General features: G+C 49.8%; 13 protein-coding genes and 1 tRNA gene. 3 read left to right on the forward strand and 11 right to left on the reverse strand.

Features of this window, described 5'->3' with window-relative positions; genetic code table 11:
* Nucleotides 1-14 precede the first annotated feature (14 nt).
* Both B212_RS0118225 and B212_RS35745 read right to left on the reverse strand, forming a co-directional pair.
* Entirely contained in the window at nucleotides 15-2,249 is a 2,235-nt protein-coding gene (locus B212_RS0118225) for a methyl-accepting chemotaxis protein (protein ID WP_232231564.1), read from the reverse strand.
* 218 nt (nucleotides 2,250-2,467) lie between these two features.
* On the reverse strand, nucleotides 2,468-2,599 hold the full coding sequence (locus B212_RS35745) for a hypothetical protein (protein WP_019912416.1): 132 nt from the start codon (nucleotides 2,597-2,599) through the stop codon (nucleotides 2,468-2,470).
* 191 nt (nucleotides 2,600-2,790) lie between these two features.
* Here B212_RS35745 and B212_RS0118235 point away from each other — a divergent pair, with 191 nt between their 5' ends.
* Nucleotides 2,791-3,501, forward strand: coding sequence for a type 1 glutamine amidotransferase (locus B212_RS0118235; protein ID WP_019912417.1), 711 nt, complete (start codon nucleotides 2,791-2,793; stop codon nucleotides 3,499-3,501).
* A 57-nt stretch (nucleotides 3,502-3,558) separates the two neighbouring features.
* Here the strand turns inward: B212_RS0118235 and B212_RS0118240 are convergent, their stop codons facing one another.
* The 8 genes from B212_RS0118240 to alaS form a co-directional block, all read right to left on the reverse strand.
* Nucleotides 3,559-4,881 carry a peptidase U32 family protein gene (locus B212_RS0118240; RefSeq protein WP_019912418.1) on the reverse strand — a complete coding sequence of 441 codons (1,323 nt, stop codon included), beginning with the start codon at nucleotides 4,879-4,881 and terminating at the stop codon, nucleotides 3,559-3,561.
* A gap of 303 nt (nucleotides 4,882-5,184) precedes the next feature.
* On the reverse strand, nucleotides 5,185-6,117 hold the full coding sequence (locus B212_RS0118245; protein ID WP_019912419.1) for a peptidase U32 family protein: 933 nt from the start codon (nucleotides 6,115-6,117) through the stop codon (nucleotides 5,185-5,187).
* Nucleotides 6,118-6,170: 53 nt separating this feature from the next.
* A complete protein-coding gene (mltG, locus tag B212_RS0118250) occupies nucleotides 6,171-7,199 on the reverse strand; it encodes an endolytic transglycosylase MltG (protein WP_036669645.1) in 1,029 nt (342 codons plus the stop codon).
* A gap of 186 nt (nucleotides 7,200-7,385) precedes the next feature.
* Nucleotides 7,386-7,697 (reverse strand): DUF1292 domain-containing protein, encoded by a 312-nt coding sequence (locus B212_RS0118255; RefSeq protein ID WP_019912422.1) that lies wholly within the window; start codon nucleotides 7,695-7,697, stop codon nucleotides 7,386-7,388.
* Complete coding sequence (locus B212_RS0118260; protein ID WP_019912423.1) at nucleotides 7,690-7,998, reverse strand: DUF1292 domain-containing protein; 309 nt, start codon at nucleotides 7,996-7,998, stop codon at nucleotides 7,690-7,692. The genes B212_RS0118255 and B212_RS0118260 overlap by 8 nt, the downstream gene beginning before the upstream one ends.
* A gap of 13 nt (nucleotides 7,999-8,011) precedes the next feature.
* The gene (gene ruvX, locus B212_RS0118265) at nucleotides 8,012-8,428 is read right to left on the reverse strand and encodes a Holliday junction resolvase RuvX (protein ID WP_028530914.1); all 417 of its coding nucleotides are present in this window, start codon (nucleotides 8,426-8,428) and stop codon (nucleotides 8,012-8,014) included.
* Entirely contained in the window at nucleotides 8,428-8,703 is a 276-nt protein-coding gene (locus B212_RS0118270; protein WP_019912425.1) for an IreB family regulatory phosphoprotein, read from the reverse strand. Before B212_RS0118270 ends, ruvX begins: the two co-directional genes overlap by 1 nt.
* 357 nt (nucleotides 8,704-9,060) lie before the next feature.
* On the reverse strand, nucleotides 9,061-11,694 hold the full coding sequence (gene alaS / locus B212_RS0118275) for an alanine--tRNA ligase (RefSeq protein WP_028530915.1): 2,634 nt from the start codon (nucleotides 11,692-11,694) through the stop codon (nucleotides 9,061-9,063).
* A 489-nt stretch (nucleotides 11,695-12,183) separates the two neighbouring features.
* Here alaS and B212_RS0118280 point away from each other — a divergent pair.
* Both B212_RS0118280 and B212_RS0118285 read left to right on the forward strand, forming a co-directional pair.
* Nucleotides 12,184-12,260 (forward strand) — tRNA-Pro (locus B212_RS0118280).
* Nucleotides 12,261-12,563: 303 nt separating this feature from the next.
* Nucleotides 12,564-13,508, forward strand: a complete 945-nt coding sequence (locus B212_RS0118285; protein WP_019912427.1) for a hypothetical protein — start codon at nucleotides 12,564-12,566, stop codon at nucleotides 13,506-13,508.
* A 143-nt stretch (nucleotides 13,509-13,651) separates the two neighbouring features.
* Here B212_RS0118285 and B212_RS0118290 read toward each other — a convergent pair whose 3' ends face one another.
* Entirely contained in the window at nucleotides 13,652-14,908 is a 1,257-nt protein-coding gene (locus B212_RS0118290) for a tyrosine-type recombinase/integrase (RefSeq protein WP_019912428.1), read from the reverse strand.
* Between the last annotated feature and the right edge of the window lie 97 nt (nucleotides 14,909-15,005).

Consider the following 15,005-nt stretch of genomic DNA (forward strand, 5'->3'; position numbering starts at 1 on the left):
TGCTATTCGACGCTTTATTTTATTGTGAACAACGAAAGCTTGTCCTTCAACTGTGTGGACACGCTCTCCAGCTTGCCCGACAATGCAACGAGCTGATCGCTCACATTCTGCTGCTCGTTGCTCAGTGAAGCTACCTCTTCCGAGGTGGCTGACGATTGCTGCGCTACTGCACTTACGTTGCCCATCGCATCCGACAAGACACCCTGAGAGTGATTCAAGCTGTCGATGGCTCCGGTAACCGACTCCAGACTGGTAATGAAATCCTCCATTTGTCCCTTGACCGATACAAAGATATCGGTGGTGCTCTTTACGGAGCCCATCTGCGCTTTAAAGAGCGGGGCAACCTCAGACAATACCGCTACAGTTTCATTCATCTCGGTAATAATCTTATCCGTAATTCCGGCTACAAGGGCAATCGAATCCTTCGACTGCTCAGCAAGCTGCCGGACTTCATCGGCAACCACCATAAAGCCTCGCCCTGCTTCGCCTGCTCTTGCCGCCTCGATGGTTGCATTCAGCGACAGAATGTTCGTCTGCTGTGTGATGTTCTTCATTACATCCAGCACTTTGATCACCGAGAAGACCGTATCCTTCAGGTTGTTGACCCGGTCGACCAGCGCTGTAGTCATCTCACCGGTACGGCTGGTCTGCTTCAGCAATTCTTCCAATTGCTTCGCTCCATGTCCGCTCGCTTCACCAACTCCGCGTGCAGCCTCGTCCATCTCCGCATTTGCAGCAATAACACTCTGCATTTGTGTACCGATCAAGTCTGTCAACTCGTTTCCACGTTCAGCCTCCTGAGCGAGACTGCCGGCGCCGCCGGCGATTTCTTCCGTAGCTGCGGCAATTTCCTTCGCGGAAATTGCGGTCTTGCGGGAAGCCTCCCCAAGCTCGCCAGCCGTCTCCAGCACTTCACGGGCTGTATCTGTTGTCTGGGCAACCAGCTCGGTAATCCGCTCCATCATCGTATTGAACGATGCGGACAATTGTCCAATCTCATCGCGCGATACATATTCTGTACGTACGCTCAGGTCGCCTTTTGCGCCTTCGATCATAAGATCCTTCAGGCGGGCCAGAGGATTGGCGATCATACGCACCATCCACACGCCGAGCAGAACGGCAAGCAGAGCTGCTGCTGCCGCTGCCAGGAAGGTCGTAAACAGAATTGGAGTAGCCGCCTCAACCAGTGATCCTGTCGGAACAACACCTGCCAGCTTCCAGTCCGCATTCGCCATAGGATTGTAGACAGCCAGCACTCTGTCACCATTTGGATATTTGGCCTCCTGGCTCTCATTGCTGCTCTTACTCTCTTTAATAAATGTAAGCTCCGACGCCTTGCCGTCCTCGGCAGGCACAGAAGAAGCTACTACAGTACCATCCGGTGAAACGAGCTGAATCCGTGAGCCGGTTCCGAGCATAACACTCTTGAAGGAATCTTCAAGGAGCGTATTCTTCAGCTCAAGCAGGATCACATATCCTGAATCGGCAGAAAGATTCTTAAGCGATCTTATCATCGCAACATTCTTCCCGCCGTTGCCCGATACGGCTGCCGGGAACCAGTAGTTCTGCGCAGTCTTCTCTTCCTTGGAATAGTGGGACTGATATTTCTCAGCATTGGCAACCGCCGTTTTGAACCATTCCTGATCTCTGATTCCGTCCATCTTCAGTCCGGAGCTGCCGCTTGTGATAACATCGGAATCAGGCGAAGTCGGAATCAGGGAAATTGCGACAATGTTAGAGTCCGTAGTCGTCTGGCTGGAAAGCTTCTTGCTAATGACATCTGTCGCAACAAACTTATCGTAGCTGGATTCTGCAGTTGCCAATTGTGTAAGATTGGTCTGCATTTGCGTATCGAAGAAGAGCTGTAGTGCCAGGTTCTCATATTGCTTCAAGGTAATATCCAGCTTCTCCGAAACCTGAATTATCGTCTGGCGGTTCGCTTCTGATACATTAGCCTTGATAGTGTTCTTAGCCTTAGTATAGGACAGCAACCCTAGAGCCAGTACCACTACTATGATTGAGGATAGGAAAATAAGGAATAACTTAACGCCGACCGATTTCATCGGGTTGACTCTCTTTACCTGACGTACTGAACTATGTAGCGCACCCTTAAGGGTCATGCCGGATAGCTTGCCGCTCTTCTTAACCTCACCTTTACCAGTTGTCTGTGCATCTTCGGAGAGGTCTGTTTCGGCTTTTTGGACGAGCGGCGGCATTTTATTGCTCTTATTCTTCTTTTTCACGTTCATCCTTCTCTCTTTCTGCTTTTCTCCATCGTTCTCCTTTTTCGGAGCTCCCATCACAATCACCTGCCAGTTAGATTAGAAGAAATATGTAAGCGTTCACTCTTTATATATCGGCAGTATGGGTCCAATTGCTTAGATTTCTTTAGAAATTACCTCTGATTCTTTATATTTTTTAGTCAATCTCCATTTTATTTCAAATAATAGGAGTGGCTTTTAGATCATCAAGGAAATAAGAACAGCGATGTCTTCACGGACGAACAAGCGAGCCGGTAAATCCCCTGCCGGATGACGGCTTCATCTGCTTTGGCAAGGCCCGGCATCCATTCCTTACGGTGCCTGCGTGATTCCGGCATGATGACTCCAACCGCACACTGGTGCGAAGGCGTAACATAAACCAGTCTGGACTCTGGAGGGACATGCTTGCAAACCGTACTCATCACTATTACTATGGATTGCTCTATAATATGACACTTGGATATTTTCCAGCATTCCAATGATTGCTATACTAACAAAGTATGGTTCGTAATACGATGGGGGTGAAAATATGAGAATTCATTATTTACAGCATGTTCATTTTGAAGGGCCGGGGCAAATGGACGAATGGGCACGCAAAAACAGCCACGAACAGACAATCACGATGCTCTACGACCAGCCGCACCTTCCCTCGCTTTCGGAATTTGATTTGCTTGTTGTTCTGGGCGGTCCGATGGGAGTCTATGAAGAAAGCGATTATCCCTGGCTTCAAGGGGAAAAGCAATTTATCAAGGAGGTCATCCAAGCCCGGAAGCTGGTGCTGGGAATCTGTCTGGGCGCTCAATTGATTGCAGAGGTTATCGGAGGGGAAGTGTATAAGAATAATCTGAAGGAAATTGGCTGGTTTCCGGTCAAATTAACAGAACGTGCCGGAGAATCGGCTTTTTTACACCACTTTCCACAGGAATTCACCCCCTTTCACTGGCATGGAGACACGTTCCGCTTGCCTGCGAAAGCGCAGAAGATGGCTCTAAGCCTGGGGTGTGCCAATCAAGCTTATGTCTATGACGAGCACGTGATTGGTTTGCAATTTCATCTGGAATCCAGCAGGGAGAGCATTCAACAATTAATCAGGCATGGGGAAGATGATCTCCAAGAGGGCCTATACGTTCAGAACCCGGCGGAAATGCTGGCGCAAGGCGAAACATTGTTAAGTCCATCGAATGAGCTGCTGTTTGGTTTGCTGGAGGCGATTGAAGAGAAGCACCGGTCCTTGGAATAAGGTTAAAAAGAAAACTCACCAAATCCGGCACGGGTTGGTGAGTTTTTTTTGAAAACATTATTTTTTCTTACGCATCATGTCAAAATAGGCAACAGGCTGATCCACCTTCATGCGCACCTTCTGCAGCGGATGGCGGGCGGCATCCAGCGGCTGGCCTGCCTCGTCCCATAGCTCGCCTACCGTTTGCTTGAAGAACGTATTGTCCGGTCCGAAGAATTCAACCTCCTGTCCCGGCTTGAAGTGATTGCGCTGCTGAATGAGCGCTGTTCCGTTCACGGCATCATACTCCAGCACCAGTCCGGCAAAATCATAAGGAGCGGCCTTCTCCTCCGGCTCGTAAATATGATCCTCGTGATCCGGCGTATCATAGAAAAATCCGGTATTCAGCGGACGGTTCGCCGCCTTCTGCAGCTCCTCCAGCCATTCCGGCTTCAGCACATACCCTTCCGGGTCAGCCATATAAGCGTCGATGGCCTTGCGGTAAGCATTGACAACCGTCGCCACATAGTGGATAGACTTCATGCGGCCCTCAATTTTGAAGCTGTCAATACCGGCTTCGATCAGGTCGGGAATGCTCTCCAGCATGCACAAATCCTTTGAGCCCATCGAAAACTGGTTATCCTCCGGCTGATGCAGCGGAAGCTGGGTTACCCCAGGCTGTAGCGGAAGCGGCGTCATGGCCTGTTCTTCCTCGGAGACCCATGTGCCTTCGGGACGGGCATCCTCGAACAGGTCGTATTTCCAGCGGCAGGACTGGCAGCAGCCGCCACGGTTCGAATCACGGTCCGTAAAGTGGTTGGACAGCACACACCGGCCGGAATACGACGAGCACATCGCCCCGTGAATAAAGCTCTCGATCTCAATATCGACATGCTGCTTAATCTCTGCGATTTCCTCAAGGCTCGTTTCACGGCCCAGCACGACGCGCGGCAGCCCTTCTTCCTTCCAGAAGGACACGGCTTGCCAGTTCAGCGTGGACTGCTGGGTGCTGAGATGCACCTCAAGCCCCGGCACCAGGCGGCGGGCAGTATCGACAATGGCAGGATCGGCCACAATGATGGCGGCAATGCCCGCTTCATACAGGTTGCGCAGGTATTCTTCAATCCCGGCGATATCTTCATTGTGGGCGTAGATGTTCGTGGCGACAAACACCTTCGCTCCGTATTTTTTGGCGAATTCCACACCCTCGCGCATTTCCTCGAAGCTGAAATTATCCGCTCCCGAGCGCAAGCCGTATTTCTGGCCTCCGATATATACTGCATCCGCACCATAGTGCACGGCGAATTTCAATTTCTCCAGATTGCCCGCCGGAGCAAGGAGCTCCGGTTTGTCCAGACGGTAACGTTTGCCTTTGTATTGCGGCTTTGTCATGGTTCCCATTCCTGTTCTCCCCTCCATTTCTTTGCTGTATAAAACAAACCTAAACCTTTCCCTTCAGATATGAACGTAACTGCGGGAAGTGTTTGGACTTCCGGCCGCTGTTGTCTTCAGATTTCTTGATTATTACCGCTAGAGGCGGTTGAAATCCGAAGACAGCTTATGCTTACGATGCCAGCTTTCCTACGGAAAGCTCTCAGGCGGACGCTTCCGCTCCTCCAGTTCCAAACCTTCCCTCCGTTACTTTATCTTTAAGGTTAATCTTTAAGTTCAATTTTAAAACAGCAAAGCATTTTTTTATTTTATTTAATACACCTGTTCCTTATAGAAGAATCCGAACGACAGCTCGCGCTCAGGGTCCTGCAGCGCACGGATGCTGTCCATCCACTCCTCCTGGAAGGCGTAGCCCTCCGGGTCAGCGGCGTACAGGTCGATTGCATGACGGTAAGCCTTAACCACTGCCGCGTTGTAGGCAACCGGCTTCAGCAGGCCCTCAATCTTCAGGCTGTGCACCCCGGCCTTCAGCAGGAAATGCAGATCCTCCAGAATGCAAATATCGTCGGAGCTCATAATATGCGTTCCGTTCGCATCCTCGTAAATCGGGAATTTCTCATTGGGGCGCTCCGCTTCGATCAAGAACAGCCCCCGCTCCTTGCCAAGGCTTCCGCCATCGCTCGGACGGCCCTGGTGGGACATGTAGCTCGCCACCAGCATGCGCTTGGAATGATAAATATTCGTCATGCCGTGTACCTGCACCTGGGCTTCAACCTCCAGCAGCGGCACCATTTCGGTCATTTCATCCATATTCAGCTCACGGGCCAGAACGACCCGCGAGGCGCCTTTGCGTCCCCAATAATTAGCTGTCGCATAGTTGGTCGAGGTCATCTCCGCGTTCCAGTGCAGCTTCAGCCCCGGCGCTTCCTGCTTCACTGCAGCCAGCACAGCCGGATCGCCGAACTCAATGCCGTCCACACCCAGACCGCCGATGGCCTTCACATAAGCGGGAAGCTCGTCCAGCAGCCGGTTCGGCATCAAGCCGCCCAGGCCGGCGTAGACCTTGCGGCCTTTATCATGAGCCAGCTTGACGGCCTTCGCTGTATCCTCCAGTGAAAAATGCCCGGCAAGTCGCATGCCGAAGCGGTCATCCCCAATCAGCAGCGCATCTGCCCCGGCCTCCAGCAGCACCTCTGCTTCTTCCAAGGAAGCGGCTGTCGCCAGCAGCTCCGGTTTGTTAGTCATGTTGCACCCTCCTACTTCGCGGTTCAAACCGCATCACTCACTATTTTAATCGGTTACCGCGAATTTTGTTGACTTTTTTTGATATTGGCTAAATGTTCCTTGTAGGTTTTGCTGAAAAGATGGCCCTGAGAGCCGTCTTTTTTGGTTACATAAAAGAAGTAATCCGAAGCCTTCGGCTCAAGCGCAGCCTTGATGGATGGCAGCCCCGGGCTGCTGATCGGTCCCGGCGGAAGACCCTCGTTCTTATAGGTATTGTACGGACTGTCCACCTTCAGATCCTTTTCATACAGCCGTTCCTTCTGCTTATCCAGCAAATATTGTACGGTTGCATCAATCTCCAGCTTCTGTCCCTTATCCAGCCTGTTATAGATCACTCCGGCTACAATGGGACGCTCACTGTCCACCACAACCTCACGCTCCACCAGCGAAGCTGCCGTTAGCAGCTCATGCAGAGTGAGTCCGCGTTCCTTCAGCTTTGATTGCCAATCGGGAATACTGTCCAGCTTCTTCTCAAGCTGCTCCAGCATCGCTTCAATGACCTGCTCCGGCGTGCTCTCCTTGACCAGCTCATACGTCTCCGGGAACAAATAGCCCTCCAGGCGGTGACGCAGCTTGCTGTCTTTAGGGATGCCCAATCTATCTACGGCTTCCACTCCATCTCCCGAATCTATGATTTTAAGGAATACATCGGCCTTGAGATTCCAGGCAGCCGCCAGCTTGTCGGCAATCTGCTTTGCCGTATACCCTTCCGGGATTGTGAACTGGACGGTGTCCTTCTTCACGACATCGCCCGCATTCAGGCGGGTAATCAGTGAATCATAGGTGATGCCGGGACTGGCGGTATAAGTGCCTGCCTTGAAGCTGGACCCTTCCTTGACCCACTTCAAATAGCCTTTAAAAAACAAACCTTTACGGATAATGCCCTTTTCTTCAAGCAGATTGGCAATTTCCGAGCTGCCCATGCCCTTCTCTATCGTAAAAGTAACGGCCGGTCCTGCAGGCTCTACCGGCTGCATGCCATTCCAAATGTACCATGCCCCTCCCCCTCCTATTGCTGCCAGCAAAAGAAACAGAATGAGCATGTTGCGGATTGCAGCTTTCAAAGGTCACTCCTCACTTTCCGACTATAAAGTATAAAATTGTATTGTCTCAAATTCAACATATATTTTTGGCAGAATGCTATGAGCGGAAATATTTTGCCCGATTTCAAGCAAAAAGAGCGCGGAAAAATTCCGCCCTCTTCCGTGCCTAACACCGATATAGCCAGCTTATTCACTATCTTCGCCGGGAAAAGTCAGCTCATCATACAGCTCGGAGACATCTTCCCATTCCTCATCATCAATGATGGTCTCCAGCTCGGGAAGCCCGTCAGGCGAAGCTACAATCCGCAGTATCTCCTGCTCAGCCCCTTTTGCTGGGGAACCGGCCAGCACCGCATAAGCGCGGTCACCGACTTCAAACTCGGCAATAATATCGTAAACGGAAGATTTGCCCTGCTCGTCTTCCAGTTCAACTGTTTCTCCGTATACCTCTTTGAGCTTTGAAGTCCAAACCACGTGTTCGGCGGAAAAATCAGTCATTCCCCGCTCCCCCGTCCAGCTCATCTACCAAAGTATTGAAGGTTTCTTCAACAATCGCCCATTCTTCGTCATTTTCGATCATAAAGAGCTGCAGATCATCGCCGTCCTCTTCATAACGGAATGCATACACCTCATCACTCTCTTCATCCTCGGAATCCAGCGGAACCACCATCATATACTTTGCGTCCGAACCATCGACTTCAAACTTCATGATGACCTCGAATTCCTCTTCATTACCTTCCTCATCGGGAATATAGATGATTTCCGGTTCTTCTTCTTGGCCAATCTGCTCGTTTGTCATTTCAGCGCACCCCTCACCTTTTACTGTTAGCATCCAAAAAATTTTGCAAAATCAGGGCTGCGGCCATTTTGTCCACAATCCCTTTGCGTTTCTTCCGGCTGACGTCCCCTTCAATCAGCATCCGCTCGGCGGATACTGTCGTCAGACGCTCATCCCAAAGGTGTACGGGCATTTCCAGTTGCTCCCGGAGCTGATCGGCAAATTCAATACAGATCTCTCCACGGGGTCCTACTGAGCCGTTCATATTCTTCGGAAGTCCAACTACAATCTCGCCAATTTCGTGTTCCTTGACCAGTTCGCGGATACGTTCGAATTCATTCCCGTTGCCGCGCCGCTCAATCGTTTCCAGAGCTTGTGCCGTCCATCCAAAAATATCGCTTGTGGCGACTCCAATTCTGCGGTCGCCGTAATCCAGACCCAGCTTCTTCATCATTTCGGATTGTCCACCCGGTGGTTGGCGAGGTAGAACCGAACCAGTTCCTCAATCAGCTCATCACGTTCTTTTCTCCGGACCAAACTTCTCGCATTGTTGTGACGCGGGATGTAAGCCGGATCTCCGGAAATAAGATACCCTACGATCTGGTTGATGGGATGATATTCCTTCTCCACCAGCGCATCGTATACTGCGAGCAGAATTTCCTGGGAAGAAGCTTCCTTCTCGTCGCCCTTCACATTGAATTTGACCGTTTTGTCCATGGAGTCCATTTGTGACACCTTCCTTCTGCAAAATCACCCGCTTCTTGGGCGGCTTCGCAAAGTTGCTGCTGTACAGCTTACTTGCTGCCCTCATCATAACATATTCATAGCCCAACGAGGAAATCTCGCCCATGTGATAGCGCTTTTTTTGGCATTTTATCTACAAAAATAGAGATTTTTTTGGTTTTTAAGCTATTGCAAATGTTACCAAAAGTAAATACTGAATAAAGCAGCGGTACTGAAATGTATATCTCAGTACCGCTGCGGCTTCACTTGAATTGTTATTCCCGTTTTGCCGGCCTTGAACCGCGTAATCCGGTACGGCCTCACTCCACACGGCTGCGTCCGATGAATCGCTGTGCCACCTTATGCCAGAGCAGCTACAAGCTCTTCCGCCTTCGCCAGCGCTTCACCCAGCTTGGAGGCATCCTTGCCTCCGGCCTGCGCCATATCCGGACGTCCGCCGCCCCCGCCGCCGCATACCGCAGCGACTTCCTTCACCAGCTTGCCGGCGTGGAAGCCTTTTGAGACCAGCTCCTGCGGTACAGACACGACAAAGTTAACTTTATCGTCCATCGCAGCGCCCAGCACAAGCACAGCATCAGGCAGCTTGGATTTCAGCTCATCGGCCGTAGTACGCAGCGCGTCCATATTGCCGGCCTGAACCTGAACCGCGAGCAGTCGCGTACCGCCGCCTACTGTTTTCACACTGCCGGTCAGCTCAGCGGCAAAGGTAGCGCTCAGCTTGGATTGCAGTGATTCATTCTCACGGGACAGCTCACGCACCTGGGCATGCAGCGCCTCGATACGCTTCGGCACATCGTTCAGCGAGGATTTCAGCAGTCCTGCCGATTGCTTGAGCAGGTCTAGCTGGCTTTCCGTGAACTGGTAGGCATAACGTCCGGTTACCGCTTCAATCCGGCGTACTCCGGAGCCAATGCCGCTCTCGCTGACCAGCTTGAAGATGCCGATCTGCGAAGTGTTCGATACATGGATACCGCCGCACAGCTCCAGGCTGTAATCACCAACCTGAACCACACGGACGATGTTGCCGTATTTTTCACCGAAGAGGGCCATCGCTCCCATAGCTTTGGCTTCATCAATCGGTTTGTTCTCAATCACTACATCAAGAGCGCGCCAGATTTGCGCATTCACCCGGTGCTCAATGTCGCTCAGCTCCTCCGGCGTAATCGCGCCAAAGTGCGAGAAGTCAAAGCGCAAGCGTGCGCCTTCTACTAAAGAGCCTGCCTGATTAACATGGCCGCCAAGCACTTCCTTAAGCGCTTTGTGCAGCAGGTGGGTGGCCGTATGGTTCTTCACGATATCCTCGCGCTGCTCGCGGTTCACCTCGGCACGGACGCTGTCGCCCACTCTCAGCTCACCGGCTTCTACAGTAACAAGGTGTACATGCTGGCCGTGCGGAGCCTTGAAGAGCCCCGTTACTTTTGCTGTAGCCGATCCGCCTGTCAAAAGACCTGTGTCGCTGACCTGCCCGCCGCTTTCAGCGTAGAACGGGGTAGACTCCAGAACGACCTGGCACTCTGCGCCTTCGCTGACGACATCCACCAGCGCGCCGTCAACTACAATGGCAAGCACCTTCGACTCTGCTACCGTGTCATTATATCCAACAAATTCACTTTTAACCGTCAGTTCGGCCAGCGCGCCACCCTGAATCTTCATGCTGGCGTTGTCCTGGCGTGCGGCTCTGGCGCGGTCGCGCTGCTCCTGCATCGCCGCATCGAAGCCTTCCCGGTCCACGCTCAGGCCTTGCTCAGAGGCAAAGTCCTCAGTAAGGTCAAACGGGAAACCATACGTGTCATACAGCTTGAACGCGTCTGCTCCGGCGATGGCGCTAAGCCCGTCGGCCTTGGCTTTGGCGCTGATCTCGCCTAAGATTGCCAGACCGTCGGACAGCGTTTCGTGGAAACGCTCCTCTTCGGTGCGGATGATTTTGGCGATATATTCGCGGTTCTCCACCACCGACGGATAATACACGCCCATCACTTCGCCCACCGTCCCGGTAAGGTCATACAGGAACGGACGGTCAAGACCCAGCGTCTTGCCGTAGCGCACAGCGCGGCGGAGCAGACGGCGGATAATATAGCCGCGGCCTTCATTGGAAGGAAGCACGCCGTCGCCCACGGCAAAAGTAACCGTACGGATGTGGTCAGCGATTACCTTCAGCGCGATATCCTGCTCCAGGCTGTCCTTGTAGGTTACGCCTGCAAGCCCTGCGGTCTTCTGGATAATCGGCTGGAACAGATCGGTATCGAAGTTCGAGTCCACATCCTGAAGAATGGATGCGAAGCGCTCCAGACCTGCGCCGGTATCAATGTTCTTATTCGGAAGCGGCGTATAGCTGCCGTCCTTGTTGTGGTTGAACTGCGAGAACACGAGGTTCCACACTTCGAGCCAGCGTTCATTTTCCCCGCCGGGGTACATTTCCGGGTCGGACATGTCGCTTCCGTAGGCTTCGCCGCGGTCATAGAAAATCTCAGAGCAAGGGCCGCAAGGGCCTTCGCCAATATCCCAAAAGTTATCGTCGCCCAGCTTAATAATGCGCTCTGCGGGCAGTCCGACTTTTTCATTCCACAGCTTGAACGCTTCTTCATCCTCGGCATATACAGTCACGGAAATGCGGTCCGGCTCGAACCCGATCCACTCTTTGCCCGTCAGGAATTCCCAAGCCCAGGTAATCGCTTCTTCCTTGAAGTAATCGCCGATGGAGAAATTGCCCAGCATCTCAAAAAACGTATGGTGGCGGCGCGTCTTGCCCACATTCTCGATATCATTGGTGCGGATGCACTTCTGCGAGTTGGTCAGGCGCGGATTCTCGGGAATTTCCCGGCCGTCAAAATACGCCTTCAGCGGCGCCATCCCGGCGTTGATCCACAGCAGCGAAGGGTCATTATGCGGCACGAGCGACGCGCTCGGCTCGATTCGGTGGCCTTTGCTCTCAAAAAACTTCAGCCATTTGGAACGGATTTCACTTGCTTTCATCATGTACAGCCCCTGTCTCATAGTTATTGCGGCACTTTTGCCGGAAAACAAAAAAACGCCCCTGAATAAATTCAGGGACGATGATTATCGCGGTACCACCCTGGTTATCGCCTTGACCCGTGAAATCACGGACAGTTGCAGACGATCGCCTTGTCGCGGCTGTTAACGGGAGCCTCCCGGCGGGATTGTCCCCGCACTCCGAAATCAGCTTTCCGCCGGCCTGTCTTCAAGGTTCTCACAGCCAATTACGAACAATATCGTAAAGGAACCTCTTCTCTGATCAAGCCATCCTCCGGCGTACTTCATTTCATCAACGTTTTGTACAATTTGCATTTTAACATTTCAAGTATAGCCAGCGCTCCTATATCTGTCAATCTCGGGTACCGTTAAATAAAATGACCCATATTATTTACAGCGCTTACTTACAGGCGTATAATGTGGATTGTTTAAAGCGATTCTGCGGTTAACGCCCTGGTTAACCCGTAATTACGAGACGTGGCTCAGCTTGGTAGAGCGCTTGCTTCGGGAGTAAGAGGCCGCAGGTTCGAATCCTGTCGTCTCGACCATACATATCAAGGGTTCGCGGCCTTCGGGACGCGATTTTTTGTGTTAATAAGGGCGAAATGTAGTAACCGTGTAGTAACGGGAGGAAAAAGTCTCAAGATAATTATGGAAGAACGTTATAGACTAAAATAATGACTCATCTGACTAACATTAAGCAGCCATGGCATAACGCAAGAAATGATCGAACATAAAGTTATATTATTAATCATAAGTCCTCTAAGACTCAGGGGTAATGAATTATAAAAATGAAACTACAATTGTTCGTATATCGTAATAGTAGAACTATGCACTGGGGGGGACTATCAATGACGATTCAGCGTTTGTTGGCAACAACTCATGTAGATAGGCACGGGATGGTGATGAGCAAAGAAGCACTAGATCAAACAGCGGCACAAATAAATGGACCTGTTGCAGTCGGAATCGGCATCGAGCACGATATTACTTTGCCACCTATTGGTAAGCTCGTGAAATCAGAAGTAAGACAATTGCCTGATGGTGAATACGGGGTATATGGAGAGTACCTATTGTATGATCCTAATGAGACGAAGAAGATATCGCTTCCCAATGGAGAATCCGCAATTGTTGATACATGGGCCGACAAGCGACCATTTGTAGACAAGTATGAGGAAACTCCTTCGGAGATCCATTATTCGTTTGATCCAACGAATTTTGAATCTAAAGAAGCAATAGCGATATTTCAACAAGAACTTCAAGAAGACGGCCCGTATCAGCAGGACATGTTAATAAGAAAATCCCTAATCCCAGATCCCGAGTTAATCATTAAATTATCGCAAAATGCTGTTGAATTCTTGATCGCTCACCAGTTACTTAAAAAAGTAGGTCAACAATTGGCAGCTGATACAAGTGAAGATATAGCCAAAATCTATAAATCCATTCGTAATGCAGCAATCAAGTACGCAAAGTACTGTATTCCTAAGAATAGACCGATTGCGTATGTGCTCGTGATTCCTGGTACTCCTGCCAAGGAATTTGTTATTAAGACAGCCGATCCAGCAAATGTGAGTGAAGCAATACAGCTTGAAAAACTGTCTTCTGCAATAGACGAAGCTGAACGGCTCCATGAAGCACTAGATGCTCAAAAAATCCAATTTTTACTTACTGAGGATGGAGAATGGAAATTCAATTATATGCTGACCACTTCCGGCAGTGTGGTTGGGACAGAAGATGCAATAACGCGCCGTGGAAAAGCTGTTCAGTTACTATATGAACAGGGCCGTGAAAACAGTTAAATGATTAAAAACTAACGAGAAACGTTAGCAAAAGCGATGGTAGTGTTGATCTTTATTTTATAGACCAACGCTACCATTATTTACAAATAATTCACACTATATCAAACTAAAATCCGCATTTAATGTTTTCTTAACTTTGAGCATCAAAAGCTTTCTTTGAAGCCCTTTTTTGTGCTTTCACATATTTCTTTCACGTTCCCACTGATAATAGATAACTGACTCCGTTTCTGAGCCGCATCTTTTTTCATCTCCATATTAACGTGGTTCCCATATCGATCTAAAGTCGTTTTGATCTCATCATGGCCTAAATCCGATTGCAGTGTCTTGATATCCACACCATTCTGTAGTGACCATATGGCAAAGAAATGACGAAGGGAATGGAATGATCGGTCAGGTACTCCCGCTGCCTTTAGAGCCAATTTAAAACTCCTGGTGAAATTCCGTGGTTGCATTGGCTTACCCAAAGTATTTGTAAAAATAAGCCCTTCGGTAAGCATCTCCTGAACTTCGATATCATTGTAACCTAAAGCCTTGAATTCCCTTCTCTTATCACGCTTATGTTCTTTTAGAACACTCACTACTTCTTCTGGAACCACTACAACCCGATTTTGACTTGATCCAGTCTTCAAATCGCGAATGTTATTCTTGCCCCCAACCCTGACAATTTGCTGGACAAATGTTACTTTCATATTCACTGTGTCCAAATCAGTCCAGCGTATGCCCAATAGTTCTCCTCTTCTTGCACCTGTATAAATCTCTAATAAGTACGCTGGGTAGTAACGTTTATAATGCGTATCCGTTCTAACGAAGCTCAAAAAAACACCTACTTGTTCAGTAGTCAAAATAGGTATTTCTTGGGATGCCTGTTTAGGAGGATTCACTGCCGACATTATATTTTCTGGAAGTGTTTTTTCTAAAACAGCCTGATCCAAGCTCATTTTTAACACTTGGTATATATGCTTTAATGTTTGTGGCGACAATCCTCCGCCCTTACCGTCCATCCTTCCACTACTGGACTTCTCATTTAGGAGCTTCTGGACGTCTACCGCTCTAAGTTGGGGGAGCTTATAAGCTGCTAAAGAAGGCTTTATGTGATTACGTATTAAGTTTTCAAACAAAAGCCACGTTGTATCTTTCACCTTGTTCTTGATAGTGATATCTAACCAAGTATCCAACCAACTGCCAAGAGTGATTTTGGAAGGTTCTACATAAGAATTGCTTCTAAGATTACCTTTGATATCATCCATCTTTGCCACCACTTCTTTTTGGGAGTTTCCATAAACCGCCTTATATTTTGCAGTGCCATCGAGCTTTAGTCCCACTTGAAGTTGTCCAACCCACTTTCCATCGGACTTCCGCTTATAAACACTACCTTCGCCATTTGCTCGTTTTCTTGCCATTATGATCCCATCCATTCAATAGTTTAATTTAAGAAGACATGAAAAGGGCAAATTTAAAGCAGGGCTTGTTATACCCTGCTTATTTTGTGCTTGATGT

It is taken from the genome of Paenibacillus sp. HW567 (assembly GCF_000374185.1).
GTDB lineage: Bacteria > Bacillota > Bacilli > Paenibacillales > Paenibacillaceae > Paenibacillus_AQ.

What these genes read in the sequence shown, in the direction of transcription:
- B212_RS0118255 (WP_019912422.1), bottom strand. Translation starts at nt 7,697, where the DNA reads ATGACTGATTTTTCCGCCGAACACGTGGTTTGGACTTCAAAGCTCAAA.
- B212_RS0118225 (WP_232231564.1), bottom strand. Translation starts at nt 2,249, where the DNA reads ATGAACGTGAAAAAGAAGAATAAGAGCAATAAAATGCCGCCGCTCGTC.
- alaS (WP_028530915.1), bottom strand. Translation starts at nt 11,694, where the DNA reads ATGAAAGCAAGTGAAATCCGTTCCAAATGGCTGAAGTTTTTTGAGAGC.
- mltG (WP_036669645.1), bottom strand. Translation starts at nt 7,199, where the DNA reads ATGCTCATTCTGTTTCTTTTGCTGGCAGCAATAGGAGGGGGAGGGGCA.
- B212_RS0118240 (WP_019912418.1), bottom strand. Translation starts at nt 4,881, where the DNA reads ATGGGAACCATGACAAAGCCGCAATACAAAGGCAAACGTTACCGTCTG.
- B212_RS0118290 (WP_019912428.1), bottom strand. Translation starts at nt 14,908, where the DNA reads ATGGCAAGAAAACGAGCAAATGGCGAAGGTAGTGTTTATAAGCGGAAG.
- B212_RS0118285 (WP_019912427.1), top strand. Translation starts at nt 12,564, where the DNA reads ATGACGATTCAGCGTTTGTTGGCAACAACTCATGTAGATAGGCACGGG.
- B212_RS0118270 (WP_019912425.1), bottom strand. Translation starts at nt 8,703, where the DNA reads ATGGACTCCATGGACAAAACGGTCAAATTCAATGTGAAGGGCGACGAG.
- B212_RS0118245 (WP_019912419.1), bottom strand. Translation starts at nt 6,117, where the DNA reads ATGACTAACAAACCGGAGCTGCTGGCGACAGCCGCTTCCTTGGAAGAA.
- ruvX (WP_028530914.1), bottom strand. Translation starts at nt 8,428, where the DNA reads ATGAAGAAGCTGGGTCTGGATTACGGCGACCGCAGAATTGGAGTCGCC.
- B212_RS35745 (WP_019912416.1), bottom strand. Translation starts at nt 2,599, where the DNA reads ATGCCGGAATCACGCAGGCACCGTAAGGAATGGATGCCGGGCCTTGCC.
- B212_RS0118260 (WP_019912423.1), bottom strand. Translation starts at nt 7,998, where the DNA reads ATGACAAACGAGCAGATTGGCCAAGAAGAAGAACCGGAAATCATCTAT.
- B212_RS0118235 (WP_019912417.1), top strand. Translation starts at nt 2,791, where the DNA reads ATGAGAATTCATTATTTACAGCATGTTCATTTTGAAGGGCCGGGGCAA.